The following is a 17,895-nucleotide window of genomic DNA, read 5'->3' as shown; positions in this document are numbered from 1 at the left end:
CCGGATCTACGTGAGACGCCGGCGGTTTAGATGGTGCTTGATGTCGCGCGATACGCAGGCCCGACCTTGAGCAGTCGCGCCAGGCAGGCTCCGGTGTCAGGTGCCCACGGCCCTGGCCGCAGGTTCCCAGTCCGCACCGGGGATGGCCGCAACGAGTTTCCTTGTATAGGGATGCGTCGGCGCCCGGAAAATCTTCGTCGGTGGCCCCTGTTCCACGACGGTGCCCTTGTGCATGACAAGAACATCGTCACAGATCTGGCTTGCAACGCGGAGGTCATGGGTGATGAAGATCATCGCGACCTTCATTTCCCTCTGCACCCGCGCCAGAAGTTCCAGAACCTGCGCCTGTATGGAAACATCAAGAGCAGACACGGCTTCGTCGGCCACAAGAACCACCGGATCGAACATCAGGGCACGGGCGATGCCGATGCGCTGGCGCTGACCGCCGGAAAATTCGTGCGGGAAACGGTCATAGGCTTGCTCATCCAGACCGACGAGTTTCAGAATTCCAAGAGCTTTTATTCGCGCCTCATGCAGAGCCATTCCATGGGCAACGGGACCGACCGTCAAAATCCTGCCGATGGTATGGCGCGGATTGAGCGAGGCGAATGGATCCTGAAAGATCATCTGGATATAGGGTCGCAAGGATCGAAACGCGGTTTCGTCCATGGCGGCGATGTCGCGGCCATCGAAGTGTATCGAACCGCCATCCGGCTCCAGCAATTTGAGGAGGACACGCCCGAGCGAGGATTTACCCGATCCGCTTTCTCCGACAATGCCGAGCGTCTGGCCCTTGCGGAGCTTGAAGCTGACCCCGTTCACAGCCTTGACAATGCGGGCCTTGCGGAAAAACGAGCCAGAACTGCGATATTCCTTCTCAAGATTTTCGACTTCGAGAACGACGGGGGCTTCTTCGCTGACCGAACGTTCGGCACTGCGCATCCGCGGAACCGCAGCAACCAGTCGCTGGGTATAGGGATGAGCGGGATTTACCAGAACCTGATCCGCCCTTCCCTGCTCCACAAGATACCCCTTTTCCATCACCACGACGCGATCGGCGATCTCGGCAACGACGCCGAAATCATGGGTGATGAACATGACGCTCATGTTCTTCCGCTTCTGGATCTTGCGGATGAGATCGAGAATCTGCGCCTGGGTGGTGACGTCGAGAGCGGTGGTCGGCTCGTCGGCGATCAACACATCCGGGTCAAGCGCCAGCGCCATGGCGATCATGACGCGCTGCCGCTGCCCGCCTGACAGGCGGAACGGATATTGCAGCCGCATCAGCGGTGGGTCCGGAAGACCGACCTCTTCCAGCAGCTCCAGAACCTTGGCCTTGCGGGTTTCAGGCGTTCCCGCACCATGGGCCTCAAGCACCTCGGCGATCTGGTCGCCGACGGTCATCAACGGGTTGAGCGCGGAAAGCGGGTCCTGGAAAATGATTGAAACCGCCTGACCGCGCAGCGGCCGGATCTTTTCTTCTTTAGCCGCAAGTATGTCCATTCCCTTGAAATGGATTTCACCGCAACTGACTGTGATCACGGGCGACAGCAGTCCCATGATCGTACTGGCGGTGACGGATTTGCCGGACCCGGATTCACCGATGATGCACAGGATTTCACCTGCGTGGAGGTCGAATGAGATATCCTTGACCGCGTGGGTGCGCTCCATTCCCGGCGGGAGATCCACCGTGAGATTGCGAACGGACAGCACCACGTCGGCCGACGTGGTTGGATGCGACATAAGTTCCCCTTGTTTTTTTGTAACTTTGTTCGCTTTAGCCGACGCGTCAGGCGCCGGAAACAATATGGTGGACTATGTCTACTATATTGTCCAGTGAGTAGTGGCGCCATATGCGGTCGATAGACCGCCGAAGATTGGAGTTTTCCGGCTCTGATCAGGAACCATGCTTTCTCGTCTGCCGGATCAGCCAGTCGCGAAAGAGGATGATGTTCGCATTGTGCGATTTTCGTTCCGGATAGACAGCGAAATAGGAATCGTCCGACCGGATAGGATCGCCAAACGGCATATGAAGCAGGCCGTTCTCCAGCTCCCGCTCGATATAGAAAGTGGGAATAACGGCGATGCCGATACCGTGGACCGCAGCATTGATAATCATCTCGTGATGGGAAAAACGCGAGCCCTGAATCCGGCCGCTGTAAGATAGCCCGGCGAGCCTCAGCCAGTTCAACCAGAGACTTGGCCGCCCGGAGTTTTGCAACATGGGATAATTTGAAAAATCCAGCGGCGCTCGTTTTTCACCGAGTGGAATGAGACTTGGAGACGCCACCACGGCGAGAGTTTCCGGAAACAGTTCGATAGAGCGAGCGTGCAGCCATGTCCCCGCTCCCCGCAAAACGGTTATGTCGAGGCGCGTCGTCTCGAAGTCCGTGGTTGGCGCCGCTGGCATTATTTCGAGCGGTATTTCCGGATGCGCATTGATGAAGGTCGATAAGCGTTCGGGAAGCCAGCGCGATGCCAAAGTCGGGTGCGTGCCGATCATCAGCGAGCTATCGACCGTTCGCCCCCGTACCGCGTCGATGGAAATTTCCTGAAGCCTATCAAGGGACAAGGCGACATCCCGGTAGTAGTTTGCCCCCACCTCGGTCAGCACCAGCCTCGGACCCGACCGATGAAACAGGGTTACGCCGAGAAAGTCCTCGAGATTTTTGATCTGCCTGCTTATGCCGCTCTGGGTCAGGCCAAGATCATCGGCTGCTTTGGTGAAATTCATGTACCGCGCTGCAGCCTCGAAGGCGTGCAACGCTGACAGTGAAGGAAGATATCGTCTCATTGGGAACCCCTATTCTATGATGAATAAAAGTCATGAAAGAGATATTTTTCAATGTTTTTGTTTTTAGAAAGGCTGGTCAAAGATCAGCGCTACGGCAAAGTTTGAGACCATCACACATAACCGGCAGAGATCTGGAGGGTGAGGGCAATCAAACAGGATGGGAGCGCCGGATGACACCGAAGCGATGGAAGGCCATCGATTTGATTGCGTGTCCAACAATTGGGGAACGATATGAAGAGACGTGAATTCACCAGACTCATGGGGGTTGGAACCGTCGCTGCAGCGGCTGGCCTGAGCATGACCAGACCTCTGTTTGCGGCCAGCTCTCTCGAACGCATCAAAGCTTCAGGCACGTTAAGGATCGGCGGCGTGGCCGACGGAGCCCCGTATTATCAAAAAAGCCTGACCGATGGTTCGTGGCGAGGCTTCTACATCGACATCTGCCAGAAGCTGGCCGATGATCTCGGCGTGAAACTCTCGATCCTGGAAACGACCTGGGGCAATTCGGTACTCGATCTGCAGGCAGACAAGATCGATGTATTCTTTGGTCTGAACCCGACGCCCGAACGCAAGAAAGTCATCGATTTTTCCGGACCCGTCTTCAAGAATGCCTTTACGATGATCGTCCGCAAGGGCGTGGGCGGAACCTCCTGGGACGATTTCAACAAGCCTGACATGCGCATCGCGGTCGATGCCGGCTCATCGCACGATGCCGCAATTTCCCGCCACGCTCCCTTGGCGCAAGTCGCACGCCTGAAAACCGCGAGCGATGCAACGGCAGCGCTGCAGTCCAGACGGGCTGATGCCCAGTGCCTGGTGATGGTCCTCGCCCTGTCGCTTCGGGCCAAAAATCCGTCGATCGGCGAACTGGTCATGCCGACACCGGCGGATTTCACGACCTCCAATGCCGGTTTCCGGCGGGAGGAGGATCAGGCCTGGCGCGAATATGCCGATAAATGGATCAGCAGCCAGCGTGAAAGCGGTTTCGTGAAAGAGGCGATCATCCGGAACATGGGTCTCGTTGGCGTCAAGGAAAGCGATTTCCCGCCCGGTTTCGATATCTAAGTTGTAGATCTGGCGGGGATTTGAACCCGCCTCCTCTCACCATCGACGACTGGATACCGAAACCATGTATGAATGGGACTTCTCCATCCTATGGGGATACCGCTCGCTGCTCCTTCAGGGACTAGGCATAACGGTTGGGTTCACCGCGGCAACGGTTGTCTGCGGCCTCATTATCGGCCTTACCGCTGCGATCTGTCTTCTGTCACGCTTCAGGCTTTTAAGAGGGCTGTCGCTCGGCTTCATTGAGATCTTCCGGTGCACGCCGGTATTGGTCCAGTTGATCTGGTGCTATTACGCCCTGCCGATGGTGGCCGGTATCGAGATGACCCCGATTACCGCATCGCTGCTGGCATTGTCCTGTTATGGCGGCGCCTTCTTCGCGGAGATCATTCGCGGCGGCATCGTCTCCATCGATGCCGGTCAGTCCGAAGCAGCCTCGGCGCTGGGGATGACACCTTCGCTGGCCATGCGCCGCATCATTCTGCCCCAGGCCCTGCATCGGATGTTGCCTGCGTTGATGAACCAGTCGATCCTGATGTTCAAGAACACCTCGCTGGTCTCCGTCCTGGCTGTTCCGGACCTGGTTTATCAGGGCCAGATGGCGGCGCATGACAGTTTCCGTCCGCTTGAAACCTATACGGCCGTGGCAGTGGCATATTTCGCCATCCTCTTCCCGCTGACGCTCTATGTACGCAAGCGGGAACGCAAATTGGGAGAAGGACGATGACCAGGACTTCTCCCATGATCGAAATCTCGCGGCTGCGGAAATGTTTTGGGCCGCTTGAGGTTCTGAAGGATATCAATCTCAAGGTCGAGCACGGCGGTGTCGTCGCGCTGCTCGGTCCGTCGGGATCCGGGAAATCAACCCTGTTGCGGTGCATGAACCTCCTCGTGGTTCCCGATGACGGCGAAATCCGCGTTGGCGACACGATGTTCAAGTTCGGCAAGTCCGTACAGCAGCCGAAGACCAAACCGCTTGCCGCTTTCCGTTCACGCACCGGTATGGTCTTCCAGAACTTCAATCTTTTCCCGCACATGACGGTCCTCCAGAACGTCATCGAGGCGCCCATTCACGTCAAAGGGATGGACAGGAGAGTCGCAACCGACCTCGCAATGTCGCAACTCGAAAAAGTCGGGCTGGCGGACCGTGCGCAGCAGATGCCGCAGACGCTTTCCGGCGGACAAAAACAACGCGTGGCAATCGCGCGCGCTCTCGCCATGGAACCGGAGGTCATGCTCTTCGATGAGGCGACATCGGCACTCGATCCCGAGCTTGTGGGCGAGGTGCTCCAGACAATACAGAAACTCGCTGCGGACGGGATGACGATGGTGATCGTCACCCATGAGATCGCCTTCGCCCGCGATGTCGCAGACCGCGTGATCTTCATGCGAGACGGTTATGTCGTTGAGGAGGGCATCGCGCGCGACGTTATCGACACACCCCGGATGGACGCGACGAAAGCGTTCCTCAATCACTTCCACAAGGGCGCTTTCGCCCGATGAACACCCGCATTCAAAGGCACATTACAATGGAAACCATCGACAATCTCCGTGTCTTCCTCATCGAGAGCCCGATCAAAATGGCCCGGCAGCAGGGCGTGGGTAACGTGAAGGGAACAGTGAAGCGCGTACTGGTCGAGCTTACCTCCTCTTCCGGCATCGTCGGCTGGGGTGAAGCCGCCCCGTGGGAAGTATTCACCGGCACCGCCGAGGCGGCCTTCGCGGCAATCGACATATATCTGCGCCCAATCGTCATTGGCGCCCGGATAGATCGCATTCGCGAATTGACTCTGAAGATGAAGAAGGTGCTCGTCGGCCATGGGGAGGCGAAACTCGCCATCGAAACCGCCATGTTCGATATTCTCGGCAAGTCGTCAGGCCTGTCCATTGCCGATCTGCTCGGTGGCCGGGTGCGGGACACGATCCCCCTCTCCTTCTCGATCGCCGATCCCGATTTTGACGCCGACATGCGCCGCATGGAACAGATGGTTCCGGAAGGAAACCGCATCTTCAAGGTCAAGACCGGAGTCAAATCTCACAAGGAAGATGTCGCTCATCTTGAAGCCATGCGTAACGCATTTGGCGATCAGATCGACCTGCGCATCGACTATAATCAGGCGCTCCAGCCATTTGGCGCAATCGCAACCCTGCGCGATGTCGATCAGTTCAAGCCAACCTTTATCGAACAACCCGTGCCGCGCGACTGCCTGAAGGCGATGGCGTCATTCGCTGCCGATCTCGACACCCCCATTCTGGCCGATGAAAGTTGCTTTGATGCCCGCGACCTGATGGAAATCATCGGGCTTCAGGCCGCCGATGCCATTTCGGTAAAGCTGATGAAAACAGGCGGCCTTCTGGACGCACAGGCGCTGATGGCAATCGCCGATACCGCCCACATTCCCGGCTATGGCGGGACATTATGGGAAGGCGGCGTCGCGCTTGCAGCCGGTACGCAGTTCATCGCGGCAACACCTGGCGTCTCTCTTGGGTGCGAATTCTACATGCCGCATCACGTGCTGACGGAAGACGTGCTTGAAGAGAAGATCGAAAACCGCGGCGGTGAAGTGGTGGTGCCGGATGGCCCGGGCCTCGGCATCCGCATCTCGGAGAGTTCATTGAGGTCAAACGCCCGGATACTCGCCGAGCGCTGACACGAGAAGACATACATCACGACGACGTCCAACGGGCGCGGCGCAGCCGTGCCCGGAGACGATGAGTATTGCGAAAATTTCGGGAAAACAGCGATGTCCAGTGCGGGAAGAAAGCACACAGTCGTCATAGGAGCGGGTATCGTTGGTGCATGCACGGCGCTCGAACTCGTCCGCGCCGGCCAACAGGTCACCATCGTTGATCTGGGGGAACCCGGTGGCCGGCAGGCGGCAAGCTATGGACATGGTTGCTGGATAAGTCCCGGCTCGGTGGTGCCGATGTCGATGCCCGGCCTGTGGAAACAGGTTCCCGGCTATCTCATGAACCCCGAAGGTCCACTTGTCATAAGATGGCGCCACTTCGCAACGCTGGCGCCCTGGCTGCTTCGTTTCCTTTGGGCCGGCTCGACAGTGCGGCGGGTCGAGGCAACGGCCCATGCACTGGCCAGATTACTGCGCAGCAGCCCGGACATGCATCGGGGCTTAAGCGAAGAACTCGGCGTTTCCCATCTTATTCGACAGGATGGCCTGCTTTACGCCTATCCAAACCGGCAGGCCTTCGAGCGGGAGACACTTTCCTGGCATCTGCGCCGTATCACCGGCCTTCGCTGGCGGGAGCTGGACAAGGCGGAACTTGCCCTGCGCGAACCGGGTCTCGACAAACATTACTCCTTTGCGGTGCTGGCCGAAGATGGCGCTCATTGCGTCGATCCGGGCACGTATGTCGCCAGGATAGTCGAAGCAGCCTGCACGGGTGGCGCAAAGCTTGTCCGGGCGAAAGCGCAGGCCTTTGCATTCGAGGGTGAGCGCCTGGTCGGCGTGCAAACGGATCAGGGACTGATTGCATGCGACGCTGCAGTCATCGCCGCCGGTATATGGTCCAAGGCATTGGCCCGCATGGCGGGAGACAGGATCCCGCTCGAAAGCGAACGCGGCTATCACGGGGTCGTATCTTTAGCGAATGGCGGCCCAAGACATCCCGTCATGCCGAGCGACGGAAAAATGGCCAATACGCCGACAACGCAGGGACTTCGACTGTCGGGCCAGGTCGAACTCGCATCCGTCGACACGCCGCCAAATTGGCGCCGCGTCGACATTCTTCTTGAGCATGCCCGCAAAACCTATCCCGCGCTCGCAGGGATGGCGAACATCAAAGTCGATAAATGGATGGGGCATCGTCCCTCCACTCCCGACGGCCTTCCCGTCATCGGCCGATCAAGCGTCTCACCGGATATATTCTATGCATTTGGCCATGGTCATGTCGGCTTCGCATCGGGACCGATCACCGGAAAGATCATCGCTCAGCAGATCATGCGAGCCCCGCAGGCTATCGATATCAGCGCGTACTCCCCGAGACGGTTCAAGCTTGGTCGGCACGAGCCATAGGGAACAGGTGCCGGGTCGCGGACAGGCGATCTCATCGGGCACCTCAGACGACACGCGAGCAAACCGAAACAAACAGCGACGCTTGCCGGTCAAGCAGACCGGCGTACAGCAACAACATGAAGGGGAATTCTGAATGCGTGGTGCGGACATTCTGGTTGAAATGTTGATTGGTTATGGCGTTGAGGTCATCTTCGGTGTGCCTGGTGATACCAACGTCCCTTTCTATGAAGCCCTTCAGCAACGGGAAGACGAGATCCGTCATGTGATGGCACGCGACGAGCGCTCGGCAGGTTACATGGCCGACGCCTACGGCCGTTTCACAAGCAAGCCGGGGGTATTCGAATGCCCGTCAGGTGCCGGCGCAATGTATTCCCTGCCGCCGGTGGCGGAATCCAACTCCTCCTCCGTACCCGTCATCCTGCTGACGATCGACATCCCGCTACCGGGTGAAGGTCGTGGCGTACTCACAGAACTTGATTGTGCCCGCCTGTTTGATCCGATCACCAAGATGTCGGTACAGGTCAAATCGGCGGAAAAGCTGCCGGAAATCATCCGTCGCGCCTTCCGCGTGGCCTGTTCCGGAAAGCCCGGTGCGGTGCATTTGCAGATCCCGGAAGACATGTTGCTGGCGGAAGTCGACCCCGCCCGGATCTCCCTTCATGTCGAGACGGAGTGCAAGACGTTTCCCGCCTATCCGACGCTGCCCTCTCCCGAAAAACTCGATACGCTGATCTCACTTCTGACCAGCAGTAAAAAACCGCTCATCGTCTCCGGCGGTGGCGTCAACCGATCCTGCGCCGGCTCCGCCGTTACCGAACTGGCGGAGAAGCTGAATATCCCGGTTTGCACAACAATGACCGGCCAGGGTACCATGCCTGATGACCATCGTCTGGCGGTCGGCGTCATCGGCGACAACGGATTTCATCCCCATGCAAACTGGGCACTGGAACATGCAGATTTCGTATTGTTCGTCGGCTCCAAGATGGGATCGGTGGTAACGATCGGCTGGACCTTCCCCAAGATTACCCTGAACAAGCGTGTCGCCCAGATCGATATCGATCCGGAGATCATGGCAAACAACTATGAAAACGTGCTCTCGGTGCAGGGAGATGCAAAGCTGGTCCTCCAGCGGCTGATCGATCTCGTGCCAGCCGAAAACGACGCGACCAGAACGCAGAGCTGGGTCGATGAACTGAACGCATTGCGCGCCAACTTCTGGGAAAATGCGGAGGCGTTACTTGGCTCCGAGGCATCTCCGCTTCGACCGGAACGCGCCGTGCGCTGCTTCAACGAAGCACTGGAGACCTATGGTAAGCCGGCTCACATCTATTCGGATGCGGGAACGCCCACCCCGCACATGACGCGTTTCCTGAAACTCAGGGATGGCAGAACCCGTTTTGCCATCCCCCGCGCCTTTGGCGGGCTAGGCTCCGCACTGCCCGCCACCGTCGGTGCGTGGTTCGCGAACAAGGAACACCGGCCAATCGGCATGTTCGGCGACGGCTCGTTCGGAATGACGGTCGGAGAACTCGAAACACTCGTCCGTCTGCAGGTTCCGGCGATCCTGCTGCTGTTCAACAACGGCACCTTCGGGTGGATCAAAGGCCTTCACCGGCTGAAGGGGCACAACCAGTGCTTCGGTGTGGATTTCATGCCCCCACGCGGTCAGGCGATTGCAGAAGCTTTCGATCTCAAGGCCTGGACAGCAACGAATTCAGTGGAGCTCGACACAGCGCTTGAAGCAGCCTTCGCTTACAGGGACGGCCCCTGCCTCATCGATATTCATATAGAGTCGATCGCGGACCGGGTGCCGCCGGTATATTCCTGGCTTAGCAAACGCGGGAAAAATCCACTCAGCACTCAAGTTGAAGACGTCAGATATTTCTGAGCCGCTTCGAACGGGCATTGCCCCGCGCAAGCGCCCGGTTATCGAGCAACCTAGCCTGAGCAGCGTAAAGCTCGATAACGGCACAGAAATCAGCCGGAAACGTTAACTGTTTCCGGCATGTCCTGTTGCGGCCATCGCTGCAGTGCTTCCTGTCCGGCGTCGGTCAAGCCATAAACTCCTCTATCGAGACGTTCAAACCAGCCATAGACGTTCGCAAGCAAAATCTTCCCGGCATCCGGTACGCTGGATCTGACTTGACGCACGCGCATCGGCCCTGATGCAAGCGCTAAAGCGCAGCCGAGCGCCTGCTGACGGTACGCGGTCATGATCGGCGCGCGTGTACTCCCGCCTACCGCCGGATCGCCGCGTCGCCTCTGGTGTTCACGCGTAAGCCGCGAACGCCGTTTCGGATTAGTTCGCGGCATCGGTGATACGGAACTGATGATAACGCTGACGTCGCCGGCATCGGAAATGCCGAGCATGCCGATGCCAAGCCTGCGGCAGAGATCGCGGTAGCGTTTGTCAGCCTCGCGGCCTCTGCCCTTGGCTGAAACTCGAGCCGCGATCCAAACCTCATCCGCAATAGCCGCGCGATCAACCGCCTGCAAAATGAGTTCCAGATTGAAGCTCAGTTTTAGCTCGCAGATTACGACCACAGGCGGATCGTTGTCGCTCAAGCCAACGAGGTCGCAACCTCCGACTTCGCCTTTGACAGCGTAACCCGCCTTCTCAAGAAAGCCTTTGACGGGCAGATAAAGCGAAGTTTCCATGTGCCCGCAGGTTCAAGTGAGAATTAGGCCCCCTGAATACATCGATCCGCCTGCGCAGGGCAACCACTATAGCCGTTCATCCGACTGCAAGTTATTGTCTGCGGAGGCATTCGCCATACATCCCTACCGCAATCGATTGCCCTTGAACGGAGCCAGTTTGGGAAACAGACATCAAGTCTCTGAATTATATTGATAATTTCTCTCCTCATGAAGCTAATGTTCCTTTCCCGCAACAATGCCGACGACGCTCGCGGTGCGGCAGGCGAAGGTTGAGGACAAGATAGGCAACGAGGCCGATCAGCAGCCCCCAGAACGCTCCGCCGATACCGAGCAATTTGATGTTGGCGGCAGACGCAAGGAAAGTTATCAGTGCAGCCTCGCGAGAGGTTGGGTCGGCCATCGCCCCTGCAAGGCTGCCGCCGATGGTGCCAAGGAGCGCCAGACCAGCAAGCGTGGTGATGAAGGTTGCCGGAAACGCCATAAAAACGGCGGCGAGTGTCACACCGAACACGCCGACCAGCACGTAGAAGCAGCCCGCTGCAATGCCGGCGATCCAGCGTTTGGAAGGGTCTTCATGCGCGTCTTTGCCGGTGGCGATTGCCGCCGTGATGGCGGCGATGTTGAAGGCATGCGAGCCGAATGGAGCCATGATGAGTGAGCCGAGGCCCGTCATGGTCACGATGGGATTGGCGCTTGTCTTGAAGCCGTCGTTCCGCAGGACCAACATCCCCGGCATGTATTGGCCGGTCAGCGTGATGAGGAATAAAGGCAGTGCGACACTCAGCAGTGCGTTGAGGGAGAATTCCGGCATCGTGAAGACCGGCGCGGCGAAGCGTAGCTGGAGCCCTGAAAGGTCGACACGACCTTGTGTCAGAAGGAAAGCAAGCCCGAGAACCAGAATGCCAACCACGGCGTAACGCGCGGAGAAACGCTTCAACGCGACATAGGCAACGATCAATAAGCCGACCAGCAGCGGGTCGACGCTTGCGCCGCCAAAAGCCCCGATGCCGAATTGAAGGAGAATGCCGGCCAGCAAACCCGAGGCGATACTCGGTGGGATCAGACGGATCACCTTCTCGAAATAACCGGACACACCGAGCACAACGAAGGCTGCCGCCGAGATCATGTAGGCGCCGATCGCCTCCGCATAGGGCGTCGTCGCAAGTGCCGTGACGAGAAACGCCGCTGCCGGCGTCGACCATGCCGTGATGATCGGCTCGCGATAACGCCAGCTCAGGATCAGTCCCGTCAGACCTACGCCAATCGAAACCGACCAGACCCAGGATGCCGTAAGGTCAGGGCTGAGGCCCGCGACCTTCGCCGCCTGAAAGACCAGAATGAAGGTGCCGCCATAATTGACGATGACGGAGATAAGACCCGCCACAATCGGGTGTGTCAGATCGTGCAGGCGAATGGAAGCTGAGCTAGATGGCATGGTCGAGACCGGACTCCTGAGGGTTGGGCCGCAAGGGCAACGAGTTGGCTTGACAACTAGTCGGTAAATGGCCTGATGTACCCGTCCATTTTCCTCAAAGGATCCAGACCATTTGTTCAAGCATTCCCAACTGGAATCCGTAAAGGCGTGGATTGCCCATCCCGCACATGCGGCAATGCCGCTTCATGCCCGGATTCAAAGGGGCATCCGGCAGCTGATTGTCGATGGCGCGCTTGGACCGGGTAAGCCTCTGCCCGCCTCACGCGCACTCGCCAAATCGCTGGGCGTGTCGCGCGACACGATCGAAGCGGCCTATACCCAGCTTCATGCCGAAGGTTTCATCGACCGGCGTGTTGGAAGTGGCAGCTTCGTAGCGGAAATGACGGAGTTCACGCCCCGTCGCCGTCTTTCCCGGCGGGACGCACTCTTGCGCAACCAGGCTCCCAATCTCAGCAAGCGGGGAGCGGCCATGTTCCAAAGCGGTGACGTGCGCGAAATGCTGTCTCGGCGGCCTTTTGCCCATGGTGTGCCGGAAACCCGAACCTTTCCGCTGCAACTATGGGAGCGCCTGGAACGGCAGGTTCGCAGGGAGGCAGGAGTGCAGACCCTGCTTCATGGTGACCCGCAGGGGACCGAGCCGCTTCGCCGCGCCATTGCCGACTATGTGAACCTTGAACGTGGTGCGCGTGCCACCGCTGACCGGGTACTGGTGCTGACCAGTTCGCAGCAGGCCGTGTCGCTATGTGGGAACATGCTGCTTGATCCCGGCGATCGGATATTTATCGAAGATCCCGCCTATTACGGCGCGCGCAAGGCGTTTGACGCAGCGGGGCTCGAATGCGTGCCGGTTCGTGTCGACCCGCAGGGTATCGTCGTCGATCAGATCATTGACGAACCGCACGGAGCCAAGGCGGTTTTCCTGACGCCCTCCCACCAGTTCCCGACAGGAGCTACGCTGGCGCTGGACCGCCGCCTGGCCCTGATCGAATGGGCCGCCCGGCATCAGGCGTGGATCATCGAGGACGATTACGACAGCGAGTTCCACTACGCCGGCAAGCCGACAGCCTGCGTGCAAGGTCTGGATCCGCATGACCGCACCATCTACATCGGCACCTTCACCAAATCACTCTTTCCCGGTCTGCGGATTGGTTATGTCGTACTGCCGCCGCAACTCGTAAAACCCATGACCGTTGCCCGCACGTTGATGGACGGTCATACGGCTCCCATGGCGCAACTGACGCTGGCCCGGTTTATCGAGGGTGGGCATTTCGGTGCGCATATTCGCACCATGCGCGGTATCTATGCCGGGCGGCTCGATGTGCTGGCTGGCCTCGTCAGAAAACACCTGTCGGACTTCGTGGAACCGCGTGTTCCCATTGGTGGGCTGCAAATGCCCTGCATATTGACCTGCAATCTCCCGGAGCACACCGTCATCGATGCGGCACGACGTGTCGGGATCGAGCTTCTTGGCTTGTCGGCGTTGCACGCAGCCGGTGAGGGTAAAGCCGGATTTCTGATGGGCTTTGCCGCCTATACGCCTCTCGAAATCGAGGTGGCCGTCAAGAAACTGGCGAATGTGCTGCAGACGATGAAGCGTGAATAATCGGGCGGATTGAACATATCATCCGGACACTCTGGAGCATATGAAGAGCATTCGATTCCGACCAGATCAGGCGAAGGAGACACATGCTGAAAGTCATTGCACAGGATTTCATGCGGCTGGATGCCCTTGAGATTGTCATTCCCCTTTATCGCGAGCTTGTGGAACTCACACGGCAGGAACCTCTCTGCATCGCTTATGATCTTTTCGTGGACCAGAAAGACCCCGGGCACTTCATCTTTATCGAGGAATGGCCGGATCAGGCGGCGTTGGATGCCCATTGCGCATCCGAGCATTTCAGGCGGCTGGTCCCGCTCATCAATGCCCATCAACGGCAGGATGCCACATTCATCCTGATGGACAGTTTCAAGCCTGATGCAAGGCGTCGCATCACTCCTGTTCCGTCCACATTTGGAATAGATAGCCAAGTCGGATAGGGCTTGGCACAGATTTACTCCTGATTGCTGCGGATCATCTGAGGTTGGAAGTGACAGACGAATTATCTGCTCAACTTGATGGCTTGCATCACAGCACCTTCGACTATTTCTGGTCCGGCAGCCATCCTGAGAGCGGGTTACCCCGGGACCGCATGCGGTCCGACGGCCTGCCGATCCATGAGGTTACGTCAATCTCGGGAGTAGGGTTTGGGTTCCTGGCGCTCATCGTCGGCGTTCATCGCTCATGGATAACGCGACAGGAGGCAGTCGCGCGTGCGAACCGCATGCTGCTGTCGCTCGCTGCGGTGAAACGTTTCCACGGCGCTTTTCCCCACTTCGTTGACGCGTCCAGCGGAAAGACAATTCCCTTTGCGAAATTCGATGATGGCGGTGATCTGGTCGAAACCGCGCTTCTGGTTCAGGCGCTGATATGCGTCCGGGAATTCTTTGGCGGGCAGGCCACTGCCGAAATCGACTTGCGCCGCTCCATCGCTGAAATTGTCGAGGCGGTGGAGTGGAACTGGTTTACGCGTGAAGCGCCCGGGCCGCTTTTCTGGCACTGGAGTCCACGTTACGCCTGGGCAAAAAACCTGCCGATCGTGGGCTGGAACGAGGCCTTGGTCTGTTATGTACTCGCGGCAGGTTCAAATGCGCATCCCATAAGTCCGGAATGTTATCATTCCGGGTGGGCACGCCATGGCGGGATCAGAAATGGAACGAAATATCTTGGTGTCCGGCTACCCCTTGGCGAGGCCTATGGGGGACCGCTTTTCCTGTCGCACTATTCGTTCTGCACGCTCGATCCGCACGGCTTGGGTGATGCCTATTGTAGCGACTATCTCGAGCAGGTTCACGCACATTGCCTGATCAATTACCGCTACTGCCGTACGCGTTACAGCGTCGAAGACGCATGGGGTCTGTCCGCCTGCGATGGACCGAAGGGCTATGTCGTGAATTCTCCAACTGAAGATCATGGCATCATCGCCACGACGGCGGCTCTCTCAAGTATTCCTTTCCTGCCATTGCGGTCGGGTCAGGCAGCTTTGCGCTTCCTCAGATGGCGTGACGGCGCACTCGTCGGCCGCTTTGGGCTGATGGACTCCTTCCAGCCTTCAACCGGCTGGGTGTCCGGAACACATCTTGCGATCAATCAGGGGCCTGTCGTTGCAATGATGGAAAACTATCGCAGTGGTTTGATCTGGGATTTGTTCATGAATGCGACGGACGTGAAAAACGGCTTGGCTCGTCTGGGTTTCCGTCAGGAAAAAACCAGAGAAAGAACCGGTCTGCGGGAAGCATTTTAGAGACCGATGGCGACGAAGGATCATCGCGGACGGAGGGCATATGAAGCTGAGCTCCGAATTTCTTCTTCAATCGCGCATGCGACCTTAAAACCGTCCAATCTTGCTTCATCACGGTTTTGAGATACCGTCATGAACAGAGGTTTTGTAACGGAGGGAAGATCGGATGTGCAATCATTGCGTGATAGAGGGCGTGAAGAAGAACATGCTGTCGCGTCGTATGCTATTCAAAGGTGCAGCCTTGGCGGGAGTGGCCGTAGGCGCGGGAAGCCTGGCGACACCGGTGCTTGCTCAAACAGCCAGCAAAGTTGTCGATCTCACTCATGTGTACGATTCATCGTTTCCAACATTTGATGGCAAGCCCGGCATAGAGTTTGAATGGGCGGCCGATATCGCCAGGGACGGATATCAACTCCATAAATTGACGGTTTTTGAGCACACTGGAACCCATATCGACGCGCCTTTCCACTTCAGCGCCGATGGCGCCAGCGTTGATCAGCTGGAGCCACAAAAGCTGGTCGCGCCGCTGGTCATCATTGACATCACGGATCGTGCCAAAGAGGATGCCAATTCAACCGTCGCGGCGGCGGATATAGAACGGTGGATCAGCACAAATGGCGAGATTCCCGCAGGTGCTGTCGTGGCTTTGCGTTCTGGCTGGGCGACAAAGGTAAAAAGCCCCGCATTCCGTAACGACGACGCTGGAAAATTCGCCTTTCCCGGTTTCAGTAAGTCGGCAACGGATTTACTGCTCGAGCTCGACACCGTCGCAATCGGCGTCGACACACTCTCACTGGATCCGGGCAACTCTGCCGATTTTGCAGTGCATAATTCGTGGCTCCCGGCAGGCCGCTACGGCATTGAAGGTCTGAACAACCTTGAAGCCTTGCCGCTCAAGGGAGCGACAATCGTCGTCGGCGCACCAGCCCACCGAGGCGGGACGGGTGGCCCGGCTCGTGTTCTGGCACTCGTTTAACGCAACGGGCTCCGTCACGATGATGACCACCGTCCGCCGCCTTGATACTACGCTTCAGTTCAGGGACGCGGCGCCGGCATCGGAACCGTTGACACCGCCAACTTCCCGCTGCCCTGACCATTGACCAGCGCGAGGCGCAGCGGGTGTTGTTGAAGAACCTAATCCCTGCGGGAAATTCGGATGCGCTTTGCTACCTTCTTTTCTTCGATCTCCATCCACTGAGGGGTAAAAGAAGGAGTGGAGCCGTTCAGCAGTGTATCGATATCGAGTCCACGGCGCAGCAATCCACTTCTTATTTTGACAGGCAGGAGTCTGGCCAGAAATCGCAATGGCGCGGCGGGGAATTGCAGCACTTCCACGCGGTTTCCATCGACATATTTTTCGATAATTATGATGCTCATGGGTCTATCTTTCTGGAATGCCTCTATTTGACGGAGACATTTCGAAATCGCGTGGCGGAAACACCCCTTTTGACGGCTGACGAAGGCAACTCTCCAATAACGAAGGCCGGCCGGAAGTGCTCGTGAACGGCGGGACCTTGAAACCCTATTGTCAAGAAACGGCGAAGACCTGATCAAGGTTCTTTCCAGAACTCACGATCCGATGGCAGATGAGCGTCTTTGGAATTGCGCAGGGCCGTATCATTCCCTACCCGTGGCGCAGTAAGAGCCGCGGGGTGACCCGCATCACCTACCAGGCATCGGGTTCTCGGACCATATGAACAATATTTGCCGGGTTGGTAATCCATCCACCTTTGAAGCCTTCAGGAAGTGGTTCGATTTGATCGCAACGGGTCACGCCTGACTGCGCGAGATAGTCGGCCGTTGCATTGAAATTGTCAGTAAAGAGCTCCAGCCAGATTTCGGCCTGACTCATGTGAGGCTCCTCGGCGATCCAGAGCTTGTTCGGACCGAGTTCAAAACCGACATCCGGCGCCTTATCTGTGATGGGAACAAGCCGGACTATATCTCGATAAAAAGCTACCGTGGCTTCGTATTGATGCGGCGGCACCTTTATTGCGATGTCGATGCCTCCATAGAGCATTGCAGTCATTATCCCTCTCCTTTTACTTTGCAATTGCTACTCGTACGGTCGTGCGGGATGACCTTTCATTTCGCTCGGGTAATACCCGTCACGCAGATTGATCCCGTACTCTAGGAATGCCTTCAGGCAGCAAAGCATCTGGGTCCAGCCTTCGCAGTTGATATAGCTGTTTCTCCGTCCAGCATCGTTCGCAGGCCAGACACCTTCAGCGATTGTCACCATCGTCCCCCCATCGTCCAAAGGCTCGAAGCGCATCTCAACCGTGGTTTTATGCGCAACCTCGCCGGAATCCGGACCCCAGCGAAAAACAATGCGTCGATCCCGCTCGACGGTTTCGACTTCCACAGAGACATTGCCCCACCAGATTACCGTAGTTCCCGCGGTGAGCGGCGCACTCGCCCCGCCACCGGTTGTTACAAAGTAACCAGAGAGTTTTTTGGGATTTACAACCGCGTCGAAGACCTCGGGAGTCGGCTTGTTGATGCGGGCATTGACCCGGAATTCGTACGCCATCGGAGCCTCCAGACTTGATTGTTTCGAACATATGTTAT

The 17,895-nt window shown here is 57.7% G+C and carries 17 protein-coding genes; 10 read left to right on the top strand and 7 right to left on the bottom strand.

Annotation, left to right across the window (positions count from 1 at the left end):
- Positions 1-96: 96 nt before the first annotated feature.
- Together RBH10_RS09680 and RBH10_RS09675 are read right to left on the bottom strand one after the other, a co-directional pair.
- Positions 97-1,743: an ABC transporter ATP-binding protein gene (locus tag RBH10_RS09680; RefSeq protein ID WP_281039706.1), complete on the bottom strand. Its 1,647-nt coding sequence runs from the start codon at positions 1,741-1,743 to the stop codon at positions 97-99.
- A 154-nt stretch (positions 1,744-1,897) separates the two neighbouring features.
- Entirely contained in the window at positions 1,898-2,794 is an 897-nt protein-coding gene (locus RBH10_RS09675; RefSeq protein ID WP_045022729.1) for a LysR substrate-binding domain-containing protein, read from the bottom strand.
- A gap of 231 nt (positions 2,795-3,025) precedes the next feature.
- Here RBH10_RS09675 and RBH10_RS09670 point away from each other — a divergent pair, with 231 nt between their 5' ends.
- The 6 genes from RBH10_RS09670 to RBH10_RS09645 all read left to right on the top strand — a co-directional run bounded on the left by RBH10_RS09670 (position 3,026) and on the right by RBH10_RS09645 (position 9,781).
- Positions 3,026-3,859, top strand: coding sequence for a transporter substrate-binding domain-containing protein (locus RBH10_RS09670; protein WP_306180549.1), 834 nt, complete (start codon positions 3,026-3,028; stop codon positions 3,857-3,859).
- Between the two features lie 64 nt (positions 3,860-3,923).
- Positions 3,924-4,586 (top strand): amino acid ABC transporter permease, encoded by a 663-nt coding sequence (locus RBH10_RS09665; RefSeq protein WP_045022730.1) that lies wholly within the window; start codon positions 3,924-3,926, stop codon positions 4,584-4,586.
- Positions 4,583-5,362 (top strand): amino acid ABC transporter ATP-binding protein, encoded by a 780-nt coding sequence (locus RBH10_RS09660; RefSeq protein WP_045022733.1) that lies wholly within the window; start codon positions 4,583-4,585, stop codon positions 5,360-5,362. The genes RBH10_RS09665 and RBH10_RS09660 overlap by 4 nt, the downstream gene beginning before the upstream one ends.
- A gap of 26 nt (positions 5,363-5,388) precedes the next feature.
- A complete protein-coding gene (locus RBH10_RS09655; protein ID WP_281039705.1) occupies positions 5,389-6,510 on the top strand; it encodes an enolase C-terminal domain-like protein in 1,122 nt (373 codons plus the stop codon).
- 93 nt (positions 6,511-6,603) lie between these two features.
- Positions 6,604-7,893 carry an FAD-binding oxidoreductase gene (locus tag RBH10_RS09650; protein ID WP_281039704.1) on the top strand — a complete coding sequence of 430 codons (1,290 nt, stop codon included), beginning with the start codon at positions 6,604-6,606 and terminating at the stop codon, positions 7,891-7,893.
- Between the two features lie 133 nt (positions 7,894-8,026).
- A complete protein-coding gene (locus tag RBH10_RS09645) occupies positions 8,027-9,781 on the top strand; it encodes a thiamine pyrophosphate-binding protein (protein ID WP_281039703.1) in 1,755 nt (584 codons plus the stop codon).
- An 89-nt stretch (positions 9,782-9,870) separates the two neighbouring features.
- Here RBH10_RS09645 and RBH10_RS09640 read toward each other — a convergent pair whose 3' ends face one another.
- On the bottom strand, positions 9,871-10,551 hold the full coding sequence (locus RBH10_RS09640) for a DUF2161 domain-containing phosphodiesterase (RefSeq protein WP_281039702.1): 681 nt from the start codon (positions 10,549-10,551) through the stop codon (positions 9,871-9,873).
- A gap of 205 nt (positions 10,552-10,756) precedes the next feature.
- Complete coding sequence (locus RBH10_RS09635) at positions 10,757-11,986, bottom strand: benzoate/H(+) symporter BenE family transporter (protein ID WP_281039701.1); 1,230 nt, start codon at positions 11,984-11,986, stop codon at positions 10,757-10,759.
- Positions 11,987-12,098: 112 nt separating this feature from the next.
- Between RBH10_RS09635 and RBH10_RS09630 the strand changes: the two genes are divergently transcribed.
- The 4 genes from RBH10_RS09630 to RBH10_RS09615 all read left to right on the top strand — a co-directional run bounded on the left by RBH10_RS09630 (position 12,099) and on the right by RBH10_RS09615 (position 16,300).
- The gene (locus tag RBH10_RS09630; RefSeq protein WP_281039700.1) at positions 12,099-13,589 is read left to right on the top strand and encodes a PLP-dependent aminotransferase family protein; all 1,491 of its coding nucleotides are present in this window, start codon (positions 12,099-12,101) and stop codon (positions 13,587-13,589) included.
- An 83-nt stretch (positions 13,590-13,672) separates the two neighbouring features.
- On the top strand, positions 13,673-14,023 hold the full coding sequence (locus RBH10_RS09625; RefSeq protein WP_281039699.1) for a putative quinol monooxygenase: 351 nt from the start codon (positions 13,673-13,675) through the stop codon (positions 14,021-14,023).
- A gap of 152 nt (positions 14,024-14,175) precedes the next feature.
- Complete coding sequence (locus RBH10_RS09620) at positions 14,176-15,327, top strand: glucoamylase family protein (RefSeq protein ID WP_281039721.1); 1,152 nt, start codon at positions 14,176-14,178, stop codon at positions 15,325-15,327.
- A 163-nt stretch (positions 15,328-15,490) separates the two neighbouring features.
- Entirely contained in the window at positions 15,491-16,300 is an 810-nt protein-coding gene (locus RBH10_RS09615; protein WP_281039698.1) for a cyclase family protein, read from the top strand.
- A gap of 158 nt (positions 16,301-16,458) precedes the next feature.
- Here RBH10_RS09615 and RBH10_RS09610 read toward each other — a convergent pair whose 3' ends face one another.
- The 3 genes from RBH10_RS09610 to RBH10_RS09600 all read right to left on the bottom strand — a co-directional run bounded on the left by RBH10_RS09610 (position 16,459) and on the right by RBH10_RS09600 (position 17,857).
- On the bottom strand, positions 16,459-16,701 hold the full coding sequence (locus tag RBH10_RS09610; protein WP_281039697.1) for a hypothetical protein: 243 nt from the start codon (positions 16,699-16,701) through the stop codon (positions 16,459-16,461).
- Between the two features lie 289 nt (positions 16,702-16,990).
- Entirely contained in the window at positions 16,991-17,353 is a 363-nt protein-coding gene (locus RBH10_RS09605; protein WP_281039696.1) for a hypothetical protein, read from the bottom strand.
- A 27-nt stretch (positions 17,354-17,380) separates the two neighbouring features.
- Entirely contained in the window at positions 17,381-17,857 is a 477-nt protein-coding gene (locus RBH10_RS09600) for an SRPBCC domain-containing protein (protein ID WP_281039695.1), read from the bottom strand.
- Positions 17,858-17,895: the final 38 nt, after the last annotated feature.

The sequence above is a fragment of the Rhizobium sp. AN73 genome, assembly GCF_030757975.1.
Taxonomy (GTDB): Bacteria; Pseudomonadota; Alphaproteobacteria; order Rhizobiales; family Rhizobiaceae; genus Agrobacterium; species Agrobacterium arsenijevicii.
Note: the sequence above shows the minus strand (reverse complement) of the source record. Positions and strands in the feature narration are given on the sequence as shown.

Coding starts and splice junctions, on each gene's coding strand:
- RBH10_RS09665 (WP_045022730.1), top strand. CDS start 3,924: ATGTATGAATGGGACTTCTCCATCCTATGGGGATACCGCTCGCTGCTC.
- RBH10_RS09655 (WP_281039705.1), top strand. CDS start 5,389: ATGGAAACCATCGACAATCTCCGTGTCTTCCTCATCGAGAGCCCGATC.
- RBH10_RS09620 (WP_281039721.1), top strand. CDS start 14,176: ATGCGGTCCGACGGCCTGCCGATCCATGAGGTTACGTCAATCTCGGGA.
- RBH10_RS09610 (WP_281039697.1), bottom strand. CDS start 16,701: ATGAGCATCATAATTATCGAAAAATATGTCGATGGAAACCGCGTGGAA.
- RBH10_RS09670 (WP_306180549.1), top strand. CDS start 3,026: ATGAAGAGACGTGAATTCACCAGACTCATGGGGGTTGGAACCGTCGCT.
- RBH10_RS09660 (WP_045022733.1), top strand. CDS start 4,583: ATGACCAGGACTTCTCCCATGATCGAAATCTCGCGGCTGCGGAAATGT.
- RBH10_RS09680 (WP_281039706.1), bottom strand. CDS start 1,743: ATGTCGCATCCAACCACGTCGGCCGACGTGGTGCTGTCCGTTCGCAAT.
- RBH10_RS09645 (WP_281039703.1), top strand. CDS start 8,027: ATGCGTGGTGCGGACATTCTGGTTGAAATGTTGATTGGTTATGGCGTT.
- RBH10_RS09640 (WP_281039702.1), bottom strand. CDS start 10,551: ATGGAAACTTCGCTTTATCTGCCCGTCAAAGGCTTTCTTGAGAAGGCG.
- RBH10_RS09615 (WP_281039698.1), top strand. CDS start 15,491: ATGTGCAATCATTGCGTGATAGAGGGCGTGAAGAAGAACATGCTGTCG.
- RBH10_RS09650 (WP_281039704.1), top strand. CDS start 6,604: ATGTCCAGTGCGGGAAGAAAGCACACAGTCGTCATAGGAGCGGGTATC.
- RBH10_RS09635 (WP_281039701.1), bottom strand. CDS start 11,986: ATGCCATCTAGCTCAGCTTCCATTCGCCTGCACGATCTGACACACCCG.
- RBH10_RS09625 (WP_281039699.1), top strand. CDS start 13,673: ATGCTGAAAGTCATTGCACAGGATTTCATGCGGCTGGATGCCCTTGAG.
- RBH10_RS09600 (WP_281039695.1), bottom strand. CDS start 17,857: ATGGCGTACGAATTCCGGGTCAATGCCCGCATCAACAAGCCGACTCCC.
- RBH10_RS09675 (WP_045022729.1), bottom strand. CDS start 2,794: ATGAGACGATATCTTCCTTCACTGTCAGCGTTGCACGCCTTCGAGGCT.
- RBH10_RS09605 (WP_281039696.1), bottom strand. CDS start 17,353: ATGACTGCAATGCTCTATGGAGGCATCGACATCGCAATAAAGGTGCCG.